This window comes from Flavobacterium sp. LMO8 (genome assembly GCF_009495755.1).
GTDB lineage: Bacteria > Bacteroidota > Bacteroidia > Flavobacteriales > Flavobacteriaceae > Flavobacterium.
On sequence record NZ_WIBJ01000028.1, the window covers coordinates 92,862 to 117,724 of the forward strand.

At 33.1% G+C, this 24,863-nt stretch carries 21 protein-coding genes; 11 read left to right on the top strand and 10 right to left on the bottom strand.

The genetic code is table 11. From position 1 onward, the window contains the following. Positions 1-64 precede the first annotated feature (64 nt). The 4 genes from GFJ94_RS05345 to GFJ94_RS05360 form a co-directional block, all read right to left on the bottom strand. A complete protein-coding gene (locus GFJ94_RS05345) occupies positions 65-3,469 on the bottom strand; it encodes a hypothetical protein (protein WP_153200548.1) in 3,405 nt (1,134 codons plus the stop codon). Positions 3,470-3,627: 158 nt separating this feature from the next. Continuing rightward, complete coding sequence (locus GFJ94_RS05350; protein ID WP_153200549.1) at positions 3,628-4,131, bottom strand: hypothetical protein; 504 nt, start codon at positions 4,129-4,131, stop codon at positions 3,628-3,630. Between the two features lies 1 nt (position 4,132). Next, a complete protein-coding gene (locus GFJ94_RS05355; RefSeq protein ID WP_153200550.1) occupies positions 4,133-5,386 on the bottom strand; it encodes an aspartate kinase in 1,254 nt (417 codons plus the stop codon). 83 nt (positions 5,387-5,469) lie between these two features. After that, positions 5,470-5,940, bottom strand: a complete 471-nt coding sequence (locus tag GFJ94_RS05360) for a GNAT family N-acetyltransferase (RefSeq protein ID WP_008254959.1) — start codon at positions 5,938-5,940, stop codon at positions 5,470-5,472. A gap of 114 nt (positions 5,941-6,054) precedes the next feature. Between GFJ94_RS05360 and fbp the strand changes: the two genes are divergently transcribed. Next, positions 6,055-7,062 carry a class 1 fructose-bisphosphatase gene (fbp, locus tag GFJ94_RS05365; RefSeq protein ID WP_153200551.1) on the top strand — a complete coding sequence of 336 codons (1,008 nt, stop codon included), beginning with the start codon at positions 6,055-6,057 and terminating at the stop codon, positions 7,060-7,062. Between the two features lie 75 nt (positions 7,063-7,137). Here the strand turns inward: fbp and GFJ94_RS05370 are convergent, their stop codons facing one another. Then, positions 7,138-7,569 (bottom strand): TerB family tellurite resistance protein, encoded by a 432-nt coding sequence (locus GFJ94_RS05370; protein ID WP_153200552.1) that lies wholly within the window; start codon positions 7,567-7,569, stop codon positions 7,138-7,140. A 140-nt stretch (positions 7,570-7,709) separates the two neighbouring features. Between GFJ94_RS05370 and GFJ94_RS05375 the strand changes: the two genes are divergently transcribed. The 3 genes from GFJ94_RS05375 to GFJ94_RS05385 are packed head-to-tail and all read left to right on the top strand — an operon-like array spanning position 7,710 to position 10,301. After that, entirely contained in the window at positions 7,710-8,303 is a 594-nt protein-coding gene (locus tag GFJ94_RS05375; protein WP_153200553.1) for a HupE/UreJ family protein, read from the top strand. Then, positions 8,303-8,731 (top strand): dCMP deaminase family protein, encoded by a 429-nt coding sequence (locus GFJ94_RS05380; RefSeq protein WP_153200554.1) that lies wholly within the window; start codon positions 8,303-8,305, stop codon positions 8,729-8,731. The genes GFJ94_RS05375 and GFJ94_RS05380 overlap by 1 nt, the downstream gene beginning before the upstream one ends. Before the next feature lies 1 nt (position 8,732). Next, on the top strand, positions 8,733-10,301 hold the full coding sequence (locus GFJ94_RS05385; protein ID WP_162523795.1) for a S41 family peptidase: 1,569 nt from the start codon (positions 8,733-8,735) through the stop codon (positions 10,299-10,301). A gap of 6 nt (positions 10,302-10,307) precedes the next feature. Here GFJ94_RS05385 and GFJ94_RS05390 read toward each other — a convergent pair whose 3' ends face one another. Genes GFJ94_RS05390 through GFJ94_RS05400 form a run of 3 tightly spaced genes read right to left on the bottom strand, consistent with a single transcriptional unit; the run spans position 10,308 to position 11,707 of the window. Then, a complete protein-coding gene (locus GFJ94_RS05390; protein WP_153200556.1) occupies positions 10,308-10,916 on the bottom strand; it encodes an FAD-dependent oxidoreductase in 609 nt (202 codons plus the stop codon). Then, positions 10,916-11,113 carry a hypothetical protein gene (locus GFJ94_RS05395; RefSeq protein ID WP_133610133.1) on the bottom strand — a complete coding sequence of 66 codons (198 nt, stop codon included), beginning with the start codon at positions 11,111-11,113 and terminating at the stop codon, positions 10,916-10,918. Before GFJ94_RS05395 ends, GFJ94_RS05390 begins: the two co-directional genes overlap by 1 nt. A gap of 12 nt (positions 11,114-11,125) precedes the next feature. Beyond that, a complete protein-coding gene (locus GFJ94_RS05400; protein WP_153200557.1) occupies positions 11,126-11,707 on the bottom strand; it encodes a MarC family protein in 582 nt (193 codons plus the stop codon). A 202-nt stretch (positions 11,708-11,909) separates the two neighbouring features. Here GFJ94_RS05400 and GFJ94_RS05405 point away from each other — a divergent pair, with 202 nt between their 5' ends. The 7 genes from GFJ94_RS05405 (at position 11,910) to GFJ94_RS05435 (ending at position 21,848) form a co-directional block, all read left to right on the top strand. Continuing rightward, positions 11,910-12,476: a DUF3109 family protein gene (locus GFJ94_RS05405; protein WP_153200558.1), complete on the top strand. Its 567-nt coding sequence runs from the start codon at positions 11,910-11,912 to the stop codon at positions 12,474-12,476. Between the two features lie 267 nt (positions 12,477-12,743). After that, entirely contained in the window at positions 12,744-13,721 is a 978-nt protein-coding gene (locus GFJ94_RS05410) for a ribonucleotide-diphosphate reductase subunit beta (RefSeq protein ID WP_153200559.1), read from the top strand. A gap of 122 nt (positions 13,722-13,843) precedes the next feature. Further along, complete coding sequence (locus tag GFJ94_RS05415) at positions 13,844-16,270, top strand: ribonucleoside-diphosphate reductase subunit alpha (protein WP_153200560.1); 2,427 nt, start codon at positions 13,844-13,846, stop codon at positions 16,268-16,270. A 121-nt stretch (positions 16,271-16,391) separates the two neighbouring features. After that, a complete protein-coding gene (locus GFJ94_RS05420) occupies positions 16,392-16,616 on the top strand; it encodes a hypothetical protein (protein ID WP_153200561.1) in 225 nt (74 codons plus the stop codon). Positions 16,617-16,621: 5 nt separating this feature from the next. Further along, entirely contained in the window at positions 16,622-17,068 is a 447-nt protein-coding gene (locus GFJ94_RS05425; RefSeq protein ID WP_153200562.1) for a GNAT family N-acetyltransferase, read from the top strand. Between the two features lie 20 nt (positions 17,069-17,088). Then, complete coding sequence (locus GFJ94_RS05430; RefSeq protein ID WP_153200697.1) at positions 17,089-18,432, top strand: deoxyguanosinetriphosphate triphosphohydrolase; 1,344 nt, start codon at positions 17,089-17,091, stop codon at positions 18,430-18,432. Positions 18,433-18,521: 89 nt separating this feature from the next. Continuing rightward, positions 18,522-21,848 (top strand): PA domain-containing protein, encoded by a 3,327-nt coding sequence (locus tag GFJ94_RS05435; protein WP_153200563.1) that lies wholly within the window; start codon positions 18,522-18,524, stop codon positions 21,846-21,848. Positions 21,849-22,117: 269 nt separating this feature from the next. Here GFJ94_RS05435 and GFJ94_RS05440 read toward each other — a convergent pair whose 3' ends face one another. After that, the gene (locus GFJ94_RS05440) at positions 22,118-23,062 is read right to left on the bottom strand and encodes a DUF3078 domain-containing protein (RefSeq protein WP_153200564.1); all 945 of its coding nucleotides are present in this window, start codon (positions 23,060-23,062) and stop codon (positions 22,118-22,120) included. Beyond that, complete coding sequence (locus tag GFJ94_RS05445) at positions 23,055-24,833, bottom strand: 1-deoxy-D-xylulose-5-phosphate synthase (protein ID WP_153200565.1); 1,779 nt, start codon at positions 24,831-24,833, stop codon at positions 23,055-23,057. The genes GFJ94_RS05440 and GFJ94_RS05445 overlap by 8 nt, the downstream gene beginning before the upstream one ends. Positions 24,834-24,863 lie beyond the last annotated feature (30 nt).

Here is a 24,863-nt window from a genome sequence, read left to right on the forward strand (position 1 = left end):
GCAATAATGATGACAAATTAGCTCGTAAAATTAAGCAGAAATGTAGAATTAATCTAAATATTAACTAAAAAAACGCTCTTAATTGTATATTTCCTGTGTGAATTGTTTTACTGGTTTCACTATTTCGACCTTGATAGTTGATATTAACGTCTAAATATTGTGTCAAATTTTTCTGTAAAAGTAAGCGCCATGTTTGATTTTTACCAGGTTGTAAACCTTCTAACATTTGAAAACCAACTGCTGACAAGGCATTTCCATCATACGAATTATTATACATCGAAAACTCACCATTCATGCTAAATCCTTTTTCGCTATTGAAGGTAAATGAGGTTCCTAAACGGGTTTGTTTTAAGGTTTCAAATGCACCAATTTGATTTTCTTTTTGTTGAAATTCGTAAAAAATATCCCAACTCGCATTTTTGGAAAATAAATACCCAATTTTTGGTTCAATTTGATAACCATCAATCTCGAAATTTCTATTTGGATAATTCTCAGAAGTAGATTCCGTTGAAGTGGTGCTTCCTGAAAAATTAAACAACCAACTTTTCTTTACCAAATGCTGATATTGCAATTGATGTGATTGATTTTTAGCAGCAACACTTCCCACAGAAAGCAAATTCTGACTTTCGTTCAGCAAGAATGAATAAGTGGTTGAATGATGTTGTTTGCCACGATTAAAAAACAAACTATTTCTAAAATTGGTGTTCAAACCAATCAATTCATCTTCCTCTTTTGAAAACGGATTCAAATCGAAATTAGCTCCATTTCTTTTTATTTTTCGATCAATTAAAAACGAAGTTTGATTGTAAAATTGCGAAGCAAATTTCTTAAAACCTTTTTCATTTTGCCATTGGTTAAAATTGAAATTCAACGCTTGCGAAAATTTATTTTGATGCGTTCGCACAAAAACTTGATTAGGTAAAAATACCCGAACATAAATCGCTAAATCTGAATATGGAGCGATTTCAAACTCTTGTAATTCCTGAATTCCATTGCTATTGTAATCGTTCCACATGTAAACTCCTTGTCCTGGTTCTACTTGTAAATAGGTGAATTCTTGCTGAGCAATCGTTCCCGAACTGGTTTCATAAGCTGTTGTAGTTTGAATCAATTGTCCAAAAAATCTATCCGAATACAAAATTCGTGAATTCAACGATGGTTCATCTTTTAAGTTTGAATCTTCATATTTTAAAGTACGATAATTCAAAAACACACTCAAATTACTCTTTTCGGTTTTAATTAATTGCGATTTTAAGTAGTAGGAATTCGAATGATTTACTCGCTCAATTCGGTTGTTTTGCAAACTATCATTTTGGCGTTGTAAAAATCCCAATTCCACAAAAACCTTCGTCGAATCGCCTCTTCCTACAAAAGCGCCGTATTCTAAAAAACGTTGGCTTAACGCCGAAAATGTATTGGTTGCTTTCAGTTTTTCCGAATTATTTTCCAAATTCACCGTGGCACCAATCCAATTTTTACCCAATTTATACGATGAACGATTTTCACTTCTAGAAAATGAAGAATTTGAAAGTTCGGAATCACTTTTCATTACGCTCGAATTACTCCAAATCATCCAATTTTTGGTAGCATATCTTCCTGATAAAGTATGTTTGTTTCCAGAAAAAGCCTCGCCAAAAGCTAAATTTTCAAACTGATAAAGCGCTTTTCCTTTGTTATTGAAATTAAAATCCAGTCCCGAAGTCAAAAAGCTTTGATTACCCAATAAAGTGGAAGTTATGTTCCAATCTCTATTAAATTCAATGTTGTACAAACGTTCAATGGTTTTAAAATTTTCTTGCAGCAACTGATAATTCGCAAAGGCATCAATTTTGGTTTTTCCATCAAAAAGGCGTTGTTTTCCATTGAATTTTCCAGCAAAACCTTTGTTGTTATTGTCGTCTAAATTCGAATATAAATTTTGATCGTTGTTGCTTAATGCTACTTCAAAATCTAAAAGTGTTTTCTCGCTTGGATTGTATTTCCCTAAAACCGTTGCCATTTGAATTTTTGTAGGTGCAATCAAACGAACAATTGGTTCATAATTTCCTTGCGGAATTCCAGCAATTGGTGCTACATACTCATAAATTTTTCCAACGGCTTGATTGTTGACTAAAATGTAATTTCCTTCATTATTTCCAACCAATGAAAATCGCACATTGTACAATTCGTCATCAGGATTATTCGAATATTCAAACACTTCAACCGCACCAATAATCACTTTTTTGTAAAGAATTTTATTTTCGGAATACGTGTCCAAATAAGCTGAAGGTCCGTTCATTTGTGAAATATCATCACCAGCGTTTTGCAAAATATCAACTTGTTCCGAAGACAAATTTTGTTGTAAAGGCTGATTTTTCACATCACTTTCCGAATAGACATAACCGCCAATTTGCCAATTTTCTCGCTCGTGCGAAATACCGCCATATGTGATAAATCGTGTATAATTTCTATCGGTGTATTGGTATTCTACGTTGATTCGCATTTCGGAAGTAATGGGAAATAATGAAGTAAAAATGATTTCTCCAGCGTTGTAATCGATGATATAATCGTTGTTTTCTCCACGAGTTTTCAAAATTCCGTTCACATAAACGCGTTCCGAACCTGAAATAACTAAAACATACAATTCATTATTATTTCCTCGTAATTTATACGGACCCTGATTTCCTTCCTGACCAACAAATGTGCTTCTTGCATATTGTCCACGAACCAAAGCGCCAGAAGCAACCACTTCAGTTTTTTTATCGGGTGTTCCAAAAGTAAATCGAGTGGCTAAACCTTGTACTTTTTTGTTGAAATTCAGGAAAGCTGATTTTCTATTTTCCAGAAATAAATCACCCGCGCGAATGTTCCATGTATCCGAAAATAATTCGATGAAAATTTGGTCAAATTCGTCTAATTTTTGCGAATAACCACCTTCTTGCAACGGAATATTACTGTCTTGAATAGATGCACGCAAACTGACTTTATCCGAAATTTTTCCTGTGATTTGCAAATCTAAATTCGAGTTCACTACCGTGTTTTGATTGTTTCCAACCGTAACGCCACGCGTAATACTTCCTGAAGTATTCAATCCGTCGAAAGGCTTGAATTTGGTGTTTTTGTCTTTTTTGAAAACGACTAATTTTCCTGCTTCGTTGGAAACCACTTTGTCGTCATCGTAAATGGAATAGGTTTTGGTTAAAAATTCAGGAAATTTAGAATAGCGAACCACTAATGAATCGGAAGTTGTGATTTCTTTTGTGAAAACTAAGGTTCCTTTTTGGAAATTTACTTGGTAAAAACTGGTGTCAATGACTGTTCCGCTTTTGTCTTTAATTTCAAAAAAAGAATTGTTTAAACTGAATTTCTCTATCGAAATGGTGTCTTTTGAAAACGCAATTTTTTTAGTTGGATAGGATTGTAACGTCTCCTGAGCAAAACCGCCCAAAACACAAAATAAAAATCCCGCTAAAAAAACAATTTTTTGCATAAATACTATAACTCCGAATCTTCAAAAGTAGTATTTATTGTTGGAAAGTTTTGCGTTATTTTCCCGAAAAGTAAAAAACACAATCTTGTCATGTTGACGTAAGGAAACATCTCATTATAAGATTCCTCATGCTTCGGAATGACAAGATTGTGTGTAAATTATATGTTTTTTTCAGAATTTATTAGTTGAGTTGATTTTTTAGAGAAGAAAACCAATAATCCCAAAAATAGCAGCACTAAACCATCAACTAAAAAATCTAAAATTATATTTGGCATAAATCCTCCAATAAATCGAAAAATTATTTTTAGATAATCCCAAAACAATAAGTCTAATTTAAAAAATACAAAAGCAATAATTAATACTAAAACAGAATTCAACCAAAACCATTTTCTGTAAATTGAAATGCTTAACGAAATTATAAAAGCGACCAATAAACCGATAAATTTTGAAACTCCAGTTATCATGAAAAAATTACTCATTCTTTTTGTATCAAACGGGATTTTTTCAAAAACGGGTGTTTCGTTTTTGTTTTTCATGATGAATTCTGTGAATTCAATGTCATGTAAATAAGATAGAATGTAAAACGAATGAATAAAAAGCCATGTTGCAATAAAGTGAACAAGGATAATTTTCCAATTTAAACGTTTTAATATTTCTTTCATTTTACTCCTTCGTAATCACCTGCATCGTTTCTCTCGAAATCTGACGTAACAATATCGTTTTATTTGTTTCTACCACTTTTGAAGCGTTTTCATCAAAATGTCTGATGGTGTAAAGCGATACATTTTCATTGTACGAAACTTTGAATTTCTTAGCTAATACTTTTCGCAACTCTTCAAAGTTGTTGTATTTGTCTTCAATACAAACCGAGAAACTAATTGCAGTGTTTTGAATCATATTCACTTTGATTTTGTGTTTCGAGAACAAACCGAAAATCTCACTGATATGATTTTCCATGATGAAATCGAAATCAATTGACGATAACGATAAAAGTAATTGGTTTTTCTTAACGATGAAACATGAAGTTTGCGGAATTAAATCGGCTCCTCTTGAAACACTTGTTCCAGGTAATGTTGGGTTTACAAACGATTTTACAAATAACGGAATTTCCTTTTTCTGTAAAGGCTGTAAGGTTTTTGGATGAATTACGGATGCTCCGTAAAATGCTAACTCAATCGCTTCTCTATAGGAAATCTGGTTCAGCAACACCGCATTTTCAAAATATCTTGGATCGGCATTTAAAACTCCTGGAACGTCTTTCCAAATCGTAACGCTTTCGGTACCTAAACAATAGGCAAAAATTGCTGCGGTATAATCAGAACCTTCACGTCCTAAAGTCGTGGTAAAATTATTCTCATCTGAGCCTAAAAATCCTTGTGTAATGTTTAACGTTTTTTTCTTTATACCTTTTGTAATCAATTTTTGAGTAGTTTCCCAATCTACTTGCGCATCGCGGTAATTGTTGTCGGTTTTAATTAAAGGTCGAACATCAATCCAATTGTTTTTTAAACCGCTATAATTGAAATAATGACTTACAATTGTGGTTGAAACTATTTCGCCAATACTTACCACTTGGTCGTAAACAAAACTGTAATTTGGTGATTTATTACTGCGAATAAAATATTCTAAATCGTCAAAATGCGCGTTTACATCAAAAAACACTTCATGATCTTCGTCTTCAAATAAGTCTAATAAAATTTGATTGTGGTATTTTCTAACTTCCTGAAGCGAGGCATTCAATTCATTAGATTTATCAAAATAATTTTTGATAACCAATTCTAAAGCATTGGTAGTTTTTCCCATTGCAGAAATTACAATAAGAACATCCTCGTATCCAACTGTTTTTAATACTTCTAATACGTTTTTTACGCCTTCGGCATCTTTAACTGATGCACCTCCGAATTTGAATATTTTCATCTTGAGAATTAGTTGAGTTTATATTTAGGAACACAGATTGTAGAAATTTCTAAAATTTTTAAAATCGGTGTTCCAAAAATGATTTATTCGTTTAAAAAATTAGTAATTCCGTTTTCATCCATATGAACTACTCGCCAATCGCCCAAAACTTTCGCACCCGATTTTTCATAGAAATCAATAGCTGGCGTGTTCCAATCTAAGACATTCCATTCGATTCTGCGAACATTTTCGGCTTTTCCTTGTTTCATGATTTCTTTATATAAAGCAAAACCAGCTCCTGTTCCTCTATTTTCAGCTTTTACAATTAAATCTTCTAAATGAATCGTTTTTCCTTTCCAAGTAGAATAGCGATAATAATAAAGAGCCATTCCAATAATAGTATTTTCTTCTTCAGCAACGAAGCATTGAAAAAGCGGATTTTCTGAAAAGCCATCACGAATTAAATCATCTACCGTTACTACAACTGCAGTAGGTTCTTTTTCAAAAATAGCTAATTCCTGAATTAATTCAAGTACAAATGGCATGTCTTTTTTTGTCGCTTTTCTAATAATCATTTTTAGTAATTTTTTACAAAAGTAAAATTAACTTAAACATCTTTTCAAATTAATATACTCTTTTAACAAAATTCACGATATTTGTGCCCTATACACAACTACATCGTTTTCGTAATGGAAGAAAGAAACACCACATTAGGCGAATTTATCATTGAACATCAAAATTCGTTTCAGTATTCAACAGGAGAATTATCGCGTATTATAAACTCAATACGATTAGCCGCTAAAGTAGTAAATTACAAAGTGAATAAAGCTGGTTTGGTAGATATTGTAGGCGCTGCAGGAGAACAAAACATTCAAGGCGAAGACCAACAAAAATTAGATGTTTACGCTAATGAGGTTTTTATTCAAACGTTAATCAATCGTGAAATCGTTTGTGGAATTGGTTCAGAAGAAAATGATGATTTTATTACCGTTGCAGGTTCAGATAATTCACATAATAACAAATATGTGGTTTTGATGGATCCTTTAGATGGTTCATCTAATATTGATGTAAATGTTTCGGTAGGAACTATTTTTTCGGTTTTCAGAAGAATTACACCGGTAGGAACTCCTGTAACTATTGAAGATTTCTTGCAACCTGGTGTAAATCAAGTAGCGGCAGGTTATGTAATTTATGGAACATCAACTATGTTGGTTTATACAACAGGCGATGGCGTAAACGGGTTTACATTAAATCCGGCAATTGGAACGTTCTATTTGTCGCATCCAAACATGAAATATTCAGAAGACGGAAAAATTTACTCAATTAACGAAGGGAATTACGTTCATTTCCCACAAGGAGTAAAGAATTATTTAAAATACTGTCAGTTAGAAGAAGGTGACAGACCATATACTTCTCGTTATATCGGAAGTTTAGTTTCGGATTTTCATAGAAACATGATTAAAGGAGGAATTTATTTATATCCAACTACTTCTAAAACTCCAAATGGTAAATTGCGTTTGTTGTACGAATGTAATCCTATGGCTTTTATTGCCGAACAAGCAGGAGGAAAAGCTTCAGATGGTTTTAAAAGAATTATGGAAATTCAACCAACCGAATTACACCAACGCGTTCCATTTTTCTGTGGAAGTAAAAACATGGTAGAAAAAGCTGAAGAGTTTATGGAGAAAGCTAAGTAAATTCTTTAAATAATAAAAACACAAAAGCACAAACTCATTAGAATTTGTGCTTTTTATATTTTAAAACAGTTTTGATTATCTGTTCATGTGTTGCATTTCGTAAGTGAATGTGTCTAAATCTACATTCATATCTACTAACTTTAACGCTTTATCTACGATATAACCTACGTTTCCTGCTGTAAAACCTAAAGCTAAAGCAAAACGTGTTAATAAATCTTGTTGTTTGTCTCCTAAAACATCGTCGGCATACACCATTCTTGCTAAATCATACAAACGCTCTAAACGGTGCGTGTGCATTAAAGGAGGATTAACTGGATATTTTAGAGGGTTTTCTAAAATTTCTTCATATTCTGCATGAGAAATTTCTAATTTGATGGATAATTTCTCTAGGAATTGTTTCTCATTAGGAGTAATTGTTCCGTCTGATAACGCAACTCTAACAATTGCTGAAAAGTGTCCTTTGTTTCTATTTCTAAAACCGCTATCGAATAAATCTGAAATTGACATGTTGTTTGTTTTTTTATTGCGGCAAAATTACACAAAAAATCTATTTTTTATAACAATTTCACACGCTTTTATGACTAATTATTGGTTTACATATAAAAATAAATCGTAAGTTTGAATTCCCCCTAATAAATAATAAAACTATGTCAGAATTTTGGATGTATTTTAATATTGGTCTTAAACATGTGTTAGATATTAATGCATACGACCATGTTTTGTTTTTGATGGCTTTGGTAATTCCTTATGCCTTTAAAGATTGGAAAAATGTTTTCATTTTGGTTTCATTGTTTACATTAGGCCACACTTTGGCTTTGTTGTTGTCTGTTTATGGTGTTGTCAAAATTCAAGCCAGTTTGGTCGAATTTTTAATACCAATAACCATCTTAATTACAGCTGTTTTTCATCTTTTTACCGCTGGGAAATCATCTAAAAATGAAAGTATCACTTTTGTGGCTATCGTTACTTTGTTTTTCGGAATCATTCACGGACTTGGATTTTCGAATTACTTTAAAACGATTTTACCTGGAAATGCTTCCGATAAATTGTTACCACTTTTAGAATTCGCACTAGGAATTGAAGCTGCACAAATAATTGTAGTTCTTTTAGTTTTAATTATTTCGTATGTAGTGCAAACTTTTTTCCGTTTTTCAAAAAGAGATTGGGCTTTAGTTATGTCAGCATTTATAATTGGCGTAGTTTTGCCAATGATTATTGAAAGCGAAATCTGGAACCGATAATGAACAAAGTAAAAAAAGAAAAATACGATAAAGCTTATTTACGAATTGCCAAAGAATGGGGTAATTTGTCTTATTGCCAAAGAAAGAAAGTTGGTGCCATTATCGTTAAAAATAAAATGATTATTTCAGATGGTTACAACGGAACACCATCGGGATTTGAAAATTGTTGTGAAGACGAAGACAATCTAACCAAATGGTACGTACTTCATGCCGAAGCAAATGCGATTTTAAAAGTAGCGCGTTCAACACAATCTTGTGAAGATGCAACATTATATATTACACTTTCACCTTGTAAAGATTGTAGTAAATTAATTCATCAATCAGGAATCAAAAGAGTGGTGTATCATCAAGAATATAAAGATACTTCAGGAGTTGATTTTTTAAGAAAAGCAGGAGTTGAGGTTGAATTAATTGAAGATTTGGGCTAAAATGAAAATGAATAAAGTATATTTTCCGATAGTAATCGCTGTAGCTGTTGCGGCGGGTTTGTTATTGGGAAGTAAACTCAATCCTTCTACCGAAAATGCTTTCTTAAGCAAGAATGCCAACAAAAACAAACTCAATAAACTAATCGATTTCATTGAAAGAGAATACGTCGATAGTTTAAATACTGATTCTATTGTCGATTTAACGGTTAACGGGATTCTTGAAAAATTGGACCCACATTCGGTTTATATTCCTAAAAGTGAATTGGAAGCTGTGGAGCAAAGTATGCGTGGAGATTTCGTAGGAATTGGAGTGAATTTCTACATGTATAATGATTCCTTAGCTGTAATAAAACCTATTGCTAACGGGCCTTCTGAAAAAGCAGGATTAAAATCGGGAGATCGCATATTATTTGCTGATAAATTACAGTTGTATAATAAAAAATTAGAAACCGATACATTGTTTTCCATCTTAAAAGGCGAACAAGGTTCTAATGTAAAATTGACGGTTTATCGAAAATCCGAGAAGAAAAAATTTGCCGTAAACGTTACTCGCGATATTATTCCAATTAAAAGTGTTGATGTAGCTCAAATGGTCGATAAAACAACTGGTTACATCAAAATCAATCGCTTTGCAGAAAAAACCTATGACGAATTTTTATCGGGTTTAACCCAATTGAAAAATGAAGGCGCTAATCACATTATTATTGATGTTAGAGATAACGGCGGTGGTTATTTAGAATCAGCGGTTGCTATTGCAGATGAATTCTTAAAAAACAAAGAACTTATCGTTAAAACTAAAAATAAAAAAGGGAAAATCGACACCACATTTGCTACTGAAAAAGGGATTTTTGAAAACGGAAAAGTAACTATTTTAATCAACGAAAATAGCGCTTCGGCAAGTGAAATTTTAGCGGGAGCCATTCAAGATAATGATAGAGGAACAATTGTGGGAAGACGCTCTTTTGGAAAGGGTTTGGTGCAACGCGAAATGCCTCTTGGCGATGGTTCAGCGGTGCGATTAACTGTTGCAAGATATTACACACCTTCTGGTCGTTCCATTCAAAAGCCTTATGAAGACAAAGCAGAAAACTACTTTAACGAATTTGAAAAACGTTTTGAGAGTGGCGAATTATACGAACAAGATAAAACCAAAATCGCAGATAGTTTAAAATTTAAAACCAAAAAAGGACGAACGGTTTATGGCGGTGGTGGTATTATTCCAGATGTTTTTGTGCCTTTTGAAAGCAAACACGGTGAAGAATCGACGACTTTGTTTATGCAATCAGGTTTGGTGAATTATTTTGTGTTTGAACAATTGGACAAAAACCGCAAAAAGTTTGAACAAATCTCAATCGATAGTCTTGAAAAAGAAATCCGTTTGGGTAATTATTTTAATAATTTTAAAGAATATTTGGCAAAAAGTGGTTTGCTTTTTAATTTAGATTCTCAAAAAGATAAAGTATTACATTATTTACATGCCGAATTTGTACATCAATTATTTGATGAAAAATACTATTACCAATTGATTTTGAAGAAAGACAATATGGTGAATAAGGTGTTGAGTAAGTAAAAAAATCTATTTTCCCAAAGCATCATGCACTTGCACAGGATTTCCATTATTCCAGAACGTTAAAATATCCGTTGCTACTGAAGCGCCACTTCCTGCGGCGATACTTAACTGACTTCTGTGTCCAGCTAAAACACCAGCAGCATAAATACCTTCGGTAACCAAGTGGTCGTTATTTTTTAACTGAATTCTATTTTTTTCGGGAGTGGCTTTTTGATGCGGCATTACAAACGATTCCAAACCTTCAATTGTAAAAGGATTTCCAGAACCAATCGCAATCACTACAATTTTAGCTTGAAGTGAAGATTTGTTGGTAGTAACAGTAAAATTTCCAGTTTCACCTGAAATAGAAAGTACTTTTTCGCCGTGAATTTGTTCTACGTGCGGATACGATTTGGTCAAATGTTCCAAGCTTTCATCCAACAATTCACTGCCTAATTTTCCTGCTGGAATTCCGTAAGCGTTATTAAAAATGGCGTTTTGTAACGAAGACGCTTTTTGGTGGGCTACAATTGCAATTTTTTTATCAATTGCAAACGGTTTGTTTTGGGCTGAACCCAAAATCAAAGCACACGAAACGCCAGAAACTCCAGCGCCAATGATTAAAACGTCGACCATTATTGTCTCGTTTTCTCTTCAATCATTTTTGAAAAACGCAACAATACCAATAATAAGATTGCGCAAATTCCAGCGACAACACCAATGATGGCAATAGTACTATTTCCTTCAAACGGATTACTGTAATCGATTTGAAAAAGATTAAAAACAATTAAAGCTAAAGCAATGGCAACTGCCACGTAAGTAAATATTTTCATTTCAATAAATTTCTAAATAAATAATCCTTTAACATTTGCGGCGAATAATTTTACAGCAATCGCCAATAAAATAACACCAAATATTTTACGAATAACACCTAATCCGTTAACACCTAATAAACGCTCAATTTTTCCTGATGATTTCAACACGCCATAGACTACAACTACATTGATAACAATTGCAATAATAATGTTTATTTTGTCATAAGCAGCACGAAGCGACAAAATAGTGGTCATCGTTCCAGCACCAGCAATTAAAGGAAACGCAATAGGAACAATGGATGCTGTACTCGGATTGTCTTCTTTATATAATCTAATGCCTAAAATCATTTCTAAAGCAAGGAAAAACAAGACAAACGAACCTGCAACGGCAAACGAATTCGCATCAATACCAATTAATTTCAGAATTTCTTCTCCCACAAATAAAAAGGCAATCATAATTACAGCGGCAACAATAGTCGCTTTTTCCGATTGAATATGCCCCATTTTACTACGTAAATCTACAATAATTGGAATACTTCCCACAATATCAATCACAGCAAATAAAATCATGCTGATGGTAAAAATGTCTTTCCAATTGATTCCGAATTCCATAAAACGTTGAATATTTGTGCAAATATAAGGATATTGAATAAAGAACGTTTCTAATTTAACGATACATTATCATATGAAGTTCAAGAGCAAAGACAAGTTCAAGTTCAAAAATCAATAGAAATCACACATGTTCAAAAATCATCAATCGTTAATCATCAATCCTAAATCATTTGCTATCTTTGCACTTTAAAATAAACCCAATATGTTTCAGTTAAATAAAACCATCGTTTCCGAAGAAATCTTAGAAAAAGAATTCGTTTGCAATTTGTCAGCTTGTAAAGGCGCTTGTTGTGTGGATGGCGATGCGGGTGCTCCTTTAGATGAGGAAGAAACCAAAATTTTAGCTGAAATTTTTCCAAAAGTAAAACCCTTTCTTCGTCCAGAAGGAATAAAAGCCATTGAAGAACAAGGAACGCACGTGGTTTCCGATTTTGGCGAATTAGAAACACCACTTATCGACGGAAAAGACTGTGCCTACGTAATTTTTGATGGAAAAACTGCCCTTTGTGGAATCGAGCAAGCCTACAATCAAGGAATTGTAGATTGGAAAAAACCAGTTTCTTGTCATTTATATCCTATCCGAATTAAAGAATATTCAGATTTTTCTGCAGTAAATTACCACAAATGGCATATTTGTTCAGATGCTTGTGCTTTAGGTGAAGAATTAGGAGTTCCGGTGTATCAATTTGTGAAAGAAGCACTAGTTAGAAAATTCGGACAACAATGGTTTGACGAATTAGACAAAGTAGCAAAAGAGTTGAAAAAATAATCTATTTTTTAGAGTTCAAAAATCGTTGTGAGAGGTTGATTTATCAATCGCTTACAAGGTTTTAACAGTTGTTTTATTTGTTTTTAACTTATTGATTTTCAATATTTTAAAAACCTATATTAATTTACTGACAATTTTCAACTTTGTTAAAAACTTACTCCAATTGTGAATAAGTTTGACTTTCATTTCTCGTTTCAAATGACAAACTTTGTAATCCCCAAATAAGTCAATTTAACCAATCATTAACATTTTTAAAATCAAATAGCTATGGCTGTAGTGGAACCTATTTTGCAAGAAAACAAAGATCGATTTGTAATCTTTCCTATCAAACATCAAGATATATGGGAATGGTACAAAAAACAAGAAGCGTGTATTTGGACAGCAGAAGAAATAGATTTACATACCGATTTAAATGATTGGAACAATAAATTAAACGAAGACGAAAAGTATTTCATCAAACATATTTTAGCATTTTTTGCTGCATCTGACGGAATTGTAAACGAAAACTTAGCGGAAAATTTCGTTAACGAAGTGCAATATCCAGAAGCGAAATTCTTCTACGGTTTCCAAATTATGATGGAGAACATTCACAGCGAAACCTATTCGTTGTTGATTGATACCTATGTAAAAGACGAAGCAGAAAAAAATCAATTGTTTCATGCCATTGAAGTATTTCCAGCCATTAAAGAAAAAGCAGAGTGGGCTTTAAAATGGATTGAATCGGATTCATTCGCAGAAAGATTAATTGCTTTCGCAGCTGTGGAAGGAATTTTCTTCTCAGGTTCGTTTTGTTCTATCTATTGGTTAAAAAAACGTGGATTAATGCCAGGATTAACTTTTTCAAACGAATTAATTTCTCGTGATGAAGGAATGCATTGTGATTTTGCGGTTCATTTACATACGAATCACATCGTAAACAAAGTACCAAAAGAAAGAATTACAGAAATTATCGTAGACGCTTTACGTATTGAAAGAAAATTCATTACCGAGTCGCTTCCAGTAAGTTTAATTGGAATGAACGCTACTTTAATGACGCAATATTTAGAATTCGTAACGGATAGATTGTTAGTAGAATTAGGTTGCGATAGAGTATATAATGCTTCAAATCCATTTGATTTTATGGATATGATTTCGTTACAAGGAAAAACGAATTTCTTCGAAAAACGTGTCGCAGAATATCAAAAAGCAGGTGTAATGAATTCGGATTCAGAATCAAGCAAAATTAGTTTCGACGCTGATTTTTAATCGTTGTACTAAAAATAAATACATTTCCGTTAGAATTAGGAAGTAAAACTCAATTCAAAAAAAGATTACAAATAACCAGAAAGCAGAGAAGGGATTGTCTGATTTCAAAAAACTAAAAAAGTATGTATGTAGTTAAAAGAGATGGCCATAAGGAGCCAGTAATGTTCGACAAAATCACAGATAGAATTAAAAAACTATGTTATGGTTTAAATGACAGAGTAGACGCTGTTAAAGTAGCCATGCGTGTAATTGAAGGATTGTATGACGGAGTAACTACATCAGAATTAGATAATTTAGCAGCTGAAACAGCGGCTTCTATGACAATTGCTCACCCAGATTATGCACAATTAGCAGCAAGAATCGCTATTTCAAACTTACATAAAAACACGAACAAGTCATTCTCGGAAACGATGAGTGAAATGTATCATTATGTTAATCCAAGAACTAATCAAGAAGCACCTTTGCTTTCAGATGAGGTACACGAAGTAATTCAAGCAAATGCAGAATTTTTAGATTCTCATATTATATATACTCGCGATTTTAATTACGATTACTTTGGTTTTAAAACCTTAGAGCGATCGTATTTATTAAGAATTAACGGAAAAATTGTAGAACGTCCGCAACATATGTTAATGCGTGTTTCGGTTGGAATTCACTTGAATGATTTAGAAGCAGTAATTGAAACTTACGAATTAATGTCGAAAAAGTTCTTTACACATGCTACACCAACATTATTCAATGCAGGAACTCCAAAACCTCAAATGTCATCTTGTTTCTTATTAACCATGAAAGATGATAGTATTGACGGAATTTACGATACCTTAAAACAAACAGCAAAAATCTCGCAATCAGCGGGAGGAATTGGTTTAGCTATTCACAATGTTCGCGCAACAGGTTCATACATTCGTGGAACTAACGGAACTTCAAACGGAATTGTTCCAATGTTACGTGTTTTCAATGATACCGCTCGTTACGTAGATCAAGGTGGAGGAAAGCGTAAAGGAAGTTTCGCTATTTATTTAGAAACTTGGCATGCTGATATTTTCGAATTTTTAGATTTGAAAAAGAATACGGGTAAAGAAGAAATGCGTGCAAGAGATTTATTCTTCGCAATGTGGACTTCTGATTTGTTCATGAAACGTGTGGAAGAAGATACGACTTGGACGTTAATGTGTCCAAACGAATGTCCAGGATTAGATAATGTTTACGGAGAAGAGTTTGAAGCTTTATATACTTCGTACGAAGCACAAGGTAAAGGTAGAAAAACTATCAAAGCACGTGAACTTTGGGAAAAAATTCTTGAATCTCAAATCGAAACAGGAACACCATATATGTTGTACAAAGATGCAGCGAACAGAAAATCAAACCAAAAGAATTTGGGAACCATTCGTTCGTCTAATTTATGTACAGAAATCATGGAATACACTTCTGCAGATGAAATTGCAGTGTGTAACTTGGCGTCTATTTCGTTGCCAATGTTTGTTGAAAACGGAGCATTCAATCACGAATTGTTATATAACGTAACAAAACGTGTAACTCGCAACTTAAATAAAGTAATTGACAGAAATTACTATCCAGTTATAGAAGCAGAAAACTCAAACATGCGACACCGTCCAGTTGGATTAGGAGTACAAGGTTTAGCGGATGCTTTTATCATGTTGAGAATGCCTTTTACAAGTGATGAAGCGAAAAAATTAAATCAAGAAATTTTCGAGACTTTATACTTTGCAGCCGTAACCGCTTCTATGGAAATGGCAAAAGAAGAAGGGCCATATTCAACTTACGAAGGTTCGCCAATTTCTAAAGGAGAATTCCAACACAACCTTTGGAACATCAAAGACGAAGAACTTTCTGGTCGTTGGGATTGGGCAAGTTTAAGAAAAGAAGTATTGGCAAACGGAGTAAGAAACTCACTATTAGTTGCGCCAATGCCAACTGCCTCAACTTCTCAAATTTTAGGAAATAATGAGGCTTTCGAACCATATACTTCTAATATTTATACAAGAAGAGTACTTTCTGGAGAATTCATTGTAGTAAACAAACATTTATTACATGATTTAGTAGAAAGAGGTTTGTGGAACGAAACGTTGAAACAAGAAATCATGCGTCATAATGGTTCTGTGCAAAACATTCCACAAGTTCCGGCTGACTTAAAAGAATTGTACAAAACGGTTTGGGAAATGTCGATGAAAGATATTATCGATATGAGTCGTCAAAGAGGTTATTTTATTGACCAATCGCAATCGTTGAACTTGTTTATGCAAGATGCGAATTATGCGAAATTAACGTCGATGCATTTCTACGCTTGGAAATCAGGTTTAAAAACGGGAATGTACTATTTAAGAACTAAAGCGGCGGTAGATGCAATTAAGTTTACTTTAAATAATGATAAAGTAGCAGCGCCAGTTGAAATACAAGAACCAGTTCAAAAAGCAGAAAGCATTGCCGTAGTAAGTGAGCCTGTTGAAATGACAGCAGAAGAATACAGAGCAATGATCGAAATGGCAAAAAATGCCGGTCCAGAAGATTGCGAAATGTGTGGTTCTTAATTTTAGAAAATAGAACAAAGAAAATAGAATATAGAAAACAGTTGTTCGCCTTGGCGAATGGCTGTTTTTCTTTTAAATAATTACAATCCAATTCGTACATTTGAAAAAAAATAAACAGATTATGTCAAAAGATAAAAAAGGCGTTCACACAGGAATCATAGAAAAAGACGCAGAAGGAAACTATTTCTGTGGCGAATATTTATTGGATTACCAATACACAGAAAAAAACTTCAAAGTAGGAGACGAAATCAACATTAAATCGGTTATCGTAAATCCGAGTGATAAAAGTTACAACCAGTATCCAAAAAAATCGAGAAATTTCTTTTTGGCAAACGAAAAAGAATAATCCAAATGATTGTTTTAAAAAGAACCACTTCCGAAGACGCCGATTTCAATTATTTAACAAATTTATTTGATGAATATTTGGTAGAAATTGATGGTGATGAAAAAGATTTTTTTGCACAATTCAATCAAATTTATATTAAAAATGTGGTTGTTTGTTATGAAAACGACATTGCTTTAGGTTGTGGAGCATTCAAAGAATACGAACCCAACGTAGCAGAATTAAAGCGAATGTTTGTTGTTCCAGAATCCAGAGGAAAAGGAATTGCATCCAAAATTTTGTCCGAATTAGAATGTTGGGCAAAAGAAGAAGGTTTCACAAGTTGTATCTTGGAAACATCATTTAAACTTGAAAAAGCAATTGCATTATATAAGAGTTTTGACTTTGAAATCACCCCAAATTATGGACAATATATTGGTGTTGAAAGTAGTATTTGCATGAAAAAAGCACTTTAATTAAATTTTAATATTCCATGATGAATTGGGAACAACTATTATCGTTAAAAAGACAAGGCGACACCAGTAAACGTTTACGAAAAGAGCAAGACGACACCCGTTTAGGCTTTGAAGTCGATTATGACCGAATTATTTTTTCTGCCGCTTTTAGAAGTTTGCAAGATAAAACGCAAGTCATTCCGCTTTCCAAAACCGATTTCGTACACAACCGACTAACGCATAGTTTGGAGGTTTCTGTGGTTGGTCGCTCTTTGGGACGTATAGTAGGAAAGCAAATCATTGCTAAATATCCACATTTACAAGAAGTGCACGGTTATCAAGCGAATGATTTCGGTGCGATTGTGGCCGCTGCGGCATTATCTCATGATATTGGAAATCCACCTTTCGGACATTCAGGTGAAAAAGCCATTGGCGAATATTTCAAAACTGGAAACGGATTGCAATACAAAGAGCATTTAACCGAAAAACAATGGCAAGATTTAATCGATTTTGAAGGAAATGCCAACGGATTTTCAGTTTTAGCATCTTCTCGCGAAGGAATTGAAGGCGGTTTGCGTATTTCGTATGCTACTTTGGGCGCGTTTATGAAATATCCTAAAGAAAGTTTGCCTCAAAAACCAACTCAGAAAATCTGTGATAAAAAATATGGTTTCTTTCAACAAGATAAAGAGTTCTTTGTTGAGGTTGCCAATGAATTAGGCTTAATTTCGAATAAATCAGGGAATGATATTGGTTTTGAGCGTCATCCATTAGCCTACTTAGTAGAAGCAGCTGATGATATTTGCTACACGATTATCGATTTTGAAGATGGAATTAATTTAGGTTTAATTCAGGAAGAATATGCGTTAGAATATTTAATTAAACTAGTTAAAAACGGAATTGATACCAAAAAATACAACGAATTAATTACAAAAGAAGATAGAATTAGTTATTTGAGAGCTTTAGCCATTGGAAGTTTAATCAATGATGCTGTAGCGGTTTTTATGGAAAACGAAAAAGCTATTTTGGCAGGTGATTTCCCATTTGCTTTGATGGATAAAAGTCAGTACAAAGCCCAAATGAACGATATCATCCAAATCAGTATAAAAAACGTATATCAAAGTAAGGAAGTAATTCAGAAAGAAGTAATGGGTTATAAAATTATCAATAATTTATTGGATAGTTTTTGTACCGCCTACAATAAAAAAGAAAACGGAACGGCATCTAATTATGATGAATTATTATTGAAATTATTGCCAGAGCGTTTTCAGTTTCAAAGAGAAAATTTATATGACCGATTGTTGCATATTTGTCACTTTGTTTCATTATTAACGGATGGTAAAGCATTAGAACTTTACAAAACAATTCAGGCAAACAAAAGTTAAAAAAACAAAATAAGTATTAAATAATTTTGAAAATTAGTATAAAACGCTAATTTTGTTTAAATTAAAGTAAATTTAACCCAAATATAACTATGAAAAAACAATTACTATTTTTGTTTAGTGCATTGTTCTTTTTTTCTTTTAGTTTTGGTCAAACTAATATTGAAAAGAATAAAGAGAAAACGAATAAAGCAAAAGAAATTATCGCGGTAAACAAGTCATTGACTAAAAAACAAGTCAAATCGATTAGAAAAAAGCACGCTAAAAATTTAGCTAATTCTCCATTCAAAAAATCGCTTCAACTTTCAAAAAAAGAAAGAAAAGCATTGGCTATTCCTCCAAATAAATACTATGAAATGGAGTATGAGTTGACAATGAATCCTGAGACGGGAAGACCAACTCCAGAAAATTTAGTTCAAATTAGAGCCAATTTAAAAAGAGAAAGAGAAGAGGCTTTAGCATCTGGAAGGACTCCTGGTGATGCTTCTGATAATTCTTGGGTGGAAAGAGGTCCAAATAATGTAGGTGGTAGAGTAAGAGCTATTATGTTTGACCCTAATGATCCAACATTTAAAAGAGTTTTTGCTGGAGGTGTAAGTGGTGGATTATGGGTAAATAATGATATTACAACAAATACGGCATGGACAAGAGTAAATATTCCTGAAAATTTAGCAGTTTCAACATTAACTGTTGATCCAAATAATAGTAATATTTTTTATGTAGGAACTGGAGAGTCTTATGTTGCAGGAGATGTAAATGGTAATGGAGTATGGAAATCTACAGATGGCGGTACAACATGGACTAACATATTTGGAGGAATTACCGGGGCAACTACTTTTGAATCATCTGCAAACGTAGTAGTTAATTCACCAGCAGGTGTGGCAGGAAGTTATCCTTGTTATCCAACAACAGCATTTGGTACCCCAATTACTAGCCCTATAATTGGAGATATAGTGATAGCAACTGATGGAACTGCTCCTATTTATGATGCATGTCAATCGTCAACCGCTGGAGCTGCTTTAACAAATGCTGCAGCTTTAAACGGAAAAATTGCTCTAATTAGAAGAGGGACTTGTTCATTTGTATTAAAAGTAAAAGCTGCTCAAAATGCTGGGGCTATCGGGGTAATCATGATGAACAATGTCGATGGTACTCCTGTGGCTATGGGCGGTACCGACGCAACAATTACAATTCCTTCTGTTATGATTTCTAAAACAGATGGCGATATTTTAGAAGCGGCTGTTTTAGGTGGTACAGTTTCTGGTTCTTTGACTACAGGACCTGGTACATTTACTGGTAATTTAGTGCCTGGACAACAACATATTAATGATATTAAAGTTAGAAACAATGGTGGTGTATCTGAAATTTATGTAGCAGCAGGGGATACTTTTTATTCAGCAGCTAATTCTGCAACATATTTAGGTGGTCCTAATTTTGGCTTATTTAAATCAGTAGATGGTGGGGCGACATGGACAGAGGTTTTACTTCCTTTAACAGCAAATGGTTATAAACATTGCCCAAATGATATAGAAATTGGTGCAGACAATACAATTTGGGTTTCAACAACAAGAAGTTTAGTTTATGGTGATGGAGGAGGAAAAATATTTTCTTCAACTGATGGGGTCAATTTTATAGACAAGTATACAGTACCTGGTGGAAGAAGAACTCAAATAGCGGTTTCAACTACTAATGCTAATAAAATTTATGTTTTGTGTGAAGATACCTCTAGTGGTGAGCCAAATTTATTTCTTACAACTAATGCATTTTCAACAGCTCCAACTACTTTAGGAGAACCTGCTTCTGACGGAGATATTACAGCCACAGATTTCTGTAGGGGTCAAGCTTTTTATGACTTAGTAATTGCAGTTGATCCTACTAATGATGCTATAGTTTATATAGGAGGAATTAATTTACATAGATCAACTGATAGTGGTACTTCTTGGATAGCAATTTCTGGTTGGACTACAGCTACTCCTTCAAATGTACACTCTGATCAACATGCAATTGTTTTTAGGCCAGGCAATTCAAATCAAGCTGTTTTTGGAAATGATGGAGGAGTTTATTATGCTTCAACTTTATCTAGTGCTTCGGTTTCTAGCACTGCTATTTCATCAAGAAATAACGGATTAAATATAACTCAGTTTTATAGTGTTGGTGTGGCTCCTACTCAGGCAGTAAGCGGATTGACTTTAGCAGGTGATTATTTTGCTGCTGGTGCTCAAGATAATGGGACACAATATTTTGCAAATGCAGCTCCAGTAATAGGAGGTAGTGTCCGTTCACAAGGTGGAGATGGTGCTTTCACATTATTTGATCAAGGATCAGACAAGTATTATATTTCAAATTATGTTTACAACGAAAATATAAACATCAGACCTCTTCCTGGTTCAACTGTAACTGCAAGAACTTTAGACAACGACAACAATGGTAATAACGGTGCCTTTATAGCTCCAATGGTTTTGGATTCAAATCAAGATATTTTATATTCAGATTATTCAAATGGTACAACTTATCAAATAAGAAGATATCGAAATATAAAATCAGGGATCGTAAATAGAGTAAGTATATCGAATGTGCTTTTAACAGCACCACCAACAGCATTTGCCGTTTCTCCTTATACAACCACATCTACAACTCTTTTAGTTGGTACTAGACTTGGTAAGTTATTTAGAATTCCTACTGCAAATACCTATATTGGAACAACAACAACAACAGGTACATGGGTTGATATTACAGGGCCAAGTTTTGTAGGTAGTATTTCAGATATTGAATATGGGTCTTCAGAAAATGAAATATTTGTAACAATGCATAACTATAACGTTGTTAGTGTTTGGTATACAAGTAATGGTGGAACAACTTGGGTAAATAAAGAAGGTAATCTTCCAGACATGCCTGTTAAAGCAATTTTGAAAAACCCTAAAAATGCTGAAGAAGTTATTATAGCTACTGAACTTGGGGTTTGGTATACTAATAATTTTAGTGCTGTATCACCAACATGGAACCAATCTTACAATGGTATGAGTAATGTCAAAGTTATGGATTTAGACTTGCAAGTTAATACTGGATATCCGAATTCATATCCTGCAGCTTCATATACTGTATATGCGGCGACATATGGTAGAGGTATATTTTCTGGCTCATTTACAGCACCTACTTTGAGTTCAGATGATGTTGCTGTTTCAAAAGGAATTAAAATCTATCCAAATCCTTCTAAAGGAATTTTAAATATTGCTATTCCAAACTATACGGGAGCTTTAAATATTGAAATTTTTGATATCAACGGAAGAAAAGTATTAACTAATAAAGGTGATTTTGCTTCAGAAAAAATGATGAATTTAGCAGGATTACAATCAGGAATTTATATAGTTAAATTAGCAGGAGATAATTTAACTTATTCTGAAAAAGTAATGATTAAATAATAACTTGTTAGAATGAAATGCTTTTAAACAATTTTTTAAAAGCATTTCGTCTAAAATTATAATCGGAACAGAGTTAACTCTGTTCCGATTTTTTTTATTTTAAATTCTATATGAATTAGTATTAAAATCCATAAAGTGAAAATAAATATTAAAAAAAGTTTGAATTTAAATTTGATATAGAAAATTAAGCAATTGTGGTGATTGAAAATCTGTCACTAATTTTTTTCAACAAACTATTAAGTTATTTATGTATTCAAGTTTATAATGCGTTAAAACGTATAAACTACACCAATTCCTAGTAATTGCTTTAATTGAATCTTAGGTCCCTTAATAACTTGAATCCCATTTTCCTCTTCTTTCGATTTAATATCATCATCATATATCAAATGTGAACCTATATTTGCTTTTACATATTGATTAACAGTCATTTCTATTTGCAATTGCCAATCAACATCAATATTACCAAAATTATTTATGTAATCAGTGTATAAAGCTAATCTATGCTCTAAATTAATATTTTTAAAAACCTCCTTTTTCCATTGATTGGTAATTAAAATACCTGTTTCATTTCTAATATTCTTACCTTCTTTTAAAAGGTTTCCAAATTCATCGTATATCGCTTTTTCAACTCCAAAAGCGCCCTGATTAGCCAAACGTTGATCAAATACAAACGTTGTTTTTTGGGTAAGAGGAGATAAATATAAATTAAAGTTTATGTCTTTTCTTGAATATTCTGCTCCAACACCAAAAAACATATAAGCTGGTGCAAAAGGTTTTGAAATTGCAAATTCTACATTAGGATATGCATAACCATTAGCAAATTGTGTATTAAAATTAAACTTTCCAGCATAATACCAATTAGATATAGTATCTGTTCTATACCCAAATGTGGAATTTAATTGAAATTGGTCATCGGTTTTTCTTGCATCTTGTTTTTCTTGCTTATTAATACCATAACGTCCTATTAATTCTGATTTCCAATTTAAATTTCCTTTAGTATAAGTTCTTACAAAATGCCCTCTTAGCAAACCAGAAATAGAATTATTACCACCTGCATTCCAATTAACAAAAGTAATTTGTGTAACATCTAATCCTATTTTGTTTTCACTTTTCCAGTTAGAAACTGTGTCTGGCAGATTAGTTCTAATAATTTGAGAATAATTTAATTGGACTCCGAAAACAAGCAATCCTAGTAGTAATCCTTTTTTAAACATTTGATATGGTATTTAATTGTTGAATTATATTTTTAACGTCGATTTTGCAAAGTTGTTGTAACTCAAAAACCGTTCCATGTTCTATAAATGAATCAGGTATTCCGAGATTTATGATTGATTTGTTTAAACTATTTGTTGCAATAATTGCACTGATTTGTGCTCCAAAACCACCAGTAATCACCCCGTCTTCAATAGTAATAATGTGGTCGTGAGAATTTATGATAGATTTGACAGCATCAATGTTTAATGGTTTTATAAATGGAAAATGATAATGTGAAAATAAATTTATGTTTTCAACCTCAGTTAAAGCTTTCGTTACATTATTTCCAATTGTTCCTGTGGATAAAATAGCCACTTTTGTTCCTTTCTTGAGTTTATGAATTTTTCCAATTTCTATTTTTTCAAAAGGTTGTTTCCAATTTACGATTTCACCTCTTCCTCTTGGATAACGAATTGCGATAGGATGATTTAACCCTTTGGAAGCAGTAAACATGATATTTCGCAACTCTATTTCGTCTTTTGGAGCCGCAATAATTAGGTTTGGGATACAATTCAAATAAGCAATATCAAAAACGCCATGATGTGTTGCGCCATCTTCACCCACTAATCCAGATCTGTCTAAACAAAAAATAACAGGTAAATTTTGCAAAGCTACATCATGAATTACTTGATCGTAAGCACGTTGTAAAAAAGTTGAATAAATATTACAAAAAACTACCATGCCTTGCGTAGCCATCCCTGCAGCTAAAGTAACAGCGTGTTGCTCTGCAATTCCTACATCAATTGCGCGTTTTGGGAAAGCTTCCATCATATATTTCATAGAACTTCCTGATGGCATAGCCGGAGTTATTCCAATGATTTTTTCGTTTTGATTAGCTAATTCCACTAATGTGTGCCCGAAAACATCTTGAAATTTTGGTGGCAAATGCGATTCATCTTTTGGATGAATTTTTCCGGTTTCAGCATCAAATTTTCCTGGCGCATGGTATTTTACTTGATCTTCTTCTGCCAATTGTAATCCTTTGCCTTTGGTGGTAATTACATGCAAGAATTTTGGGCCTTTTACGGATTTCAAACGTTCTAATTCAGAAATCAATTTTGGCAAATCATGTCCATTTATTGGTCCCGAATAATCAAAATTCAAGGATTTGATGATGTTATTTTGTTTTGGATTTTTACCCTCTTTAACAGCTGTCAAATAATTTTTCAAAGCACCAATACTCGGGTCAATTCCAATGGCATTATCATTTAAAATTACTAATAAATTCGCATCAGTAACTCCAGCATGATTTAAGCCTTCAAAAGCCATTCCGCTTGCAATCGAAGCATCGCCAATCACGGCAATATGCTGTTTTTCAATTTCTCCGTTTAATCGAGAAGCCAACGCCATTCCTAAAGCTGCCGAAATTGATGTTGAAGAATGCCCAACGCCAAACGTATCATAAACACTCTCACTTCGCTTTGGAAAACCCGAAATTCCGTTCAATTCTCTATTTGTGTGAAAAATATCGCGTCTTTCAGTTAGGATTTTATGTCCGTAAGCTTGATGACCTACATCCCAAACCAATAAATCTTCTGGTGTATTGAAAACATAATGCAGTGCAATCGTTAATTCTACAACACCTAAACTTGCTCCCAAATGACCTTCTTTTTTCGAAACAATATCAATGATAAAGTCTCTCAATTCTTTGGCTAATTGAGGCAATTGATTTTCAGGAATTTTCCTTAAATCGATAGGATTATTAATTTTTGAAAGTAATTTGCCGTTCATAATAAAAAGCAAATTTAAGCTTTTGTTTTA